The sequence below is a fragment of the Bacillus cereus group sp. BfR-BA-01331 genome, from assembly GCF_022663915.1.
GTDB lineage: Bacteria > Bacillota > Bacilli > Bacillales > Bacillaceae_G > Bacillus_A > Bacillus_A mycoides.
Genome location: NZ_JAKUGJ010000127.1, coordinates 1 through 922, shown reverse-complemented (window position 1 = coordinate 922; position 922 = coordinate 1). Strand labels below are relative to the sequence as shown.

Here is a 922-nt window from a genome sequence, read left to right as displayed (position 1 = left end):
CATTATCTAGTTGGTGAAAGTCCAATCGGGAGAATAGACTCCACTCCCGTAGCCTGAGAGGCGCCATGAAGTGAAAGCGACACGGCGAAGCCCTCTGACATCACATGCAAAAGGCATGTGGGCAAATCTCCAGGTTGTAACGTACAGTGAACGTAGACGTAGCCTCGTTACACGCAATTCCGGTGGCTGAGACGGTCGATAACGTGCGAAAGCAGCAAGAACTGACCGAAACGAGTCTGGAACGGCAGTTCTCACCGGCGGGGTATCAGCGGCGACATGGAGAGAAAGATAATGTGGAAACTGGAGAAGCCCTCGACACCCGATGAAGAAACCTCATCGAGGAGACCGTCTCTATAACCGCGATCGGGAAGTGAGAACGGTAGGTGTCAGGGTGGCGGAACGGATCGTAGTACCAGAGATCTGCGTGCAGCAAAACGCGCGGGGAGGGAAGGGTCCGAACCTGTAAATATTTCGTACGACCAAAGGAGGCAAGGGTGCCATGATAAAAACACCTATTACTTTGCAGGAACTAAGGCGACGAATCTATCAAAAGGCGAAGTCTGAACCTACGCATCGGTTTTGGGGAATATTTTCCCACATTACCAAAATAACAACCCTTCATGAAGCATATCAGCAAGCGAGGAAAAACAACGGTGCCCCAGGCATCGACGGGAAAAGTTTCGCTGATATAGAGCTAGAGGGAGTTATGCCGTTTTTAAAGAATATCCAAGCAGAACTACAGGCTGGAACATATCAACCACAAGCTAATCGTAAAGTAGAAATCCCAAAAGAAAACGGAAAAATGCGGACACTACAAATCCCGTGTATACGGGACCGCGTGGTCCAAGGAGCGCTAAAACTCATATTGGAAGCCATCTTTGAAGCTGATTTCTGTTCAAATTCCTACGGATTCCGACCAAAA

General features: G+C 48.9%; 1 pseudogene. It reads left to right on the top strand.

Annotated elements, in window-relative coordinates:
• Nucleotides 1-499: 499 nt before the first annotated feature.
• Nucleotides 500-922: pseudogene (locus MR155_RS31210) on the top strand (reverse transcriptase domain-containing protein); the annotation flags it as partial.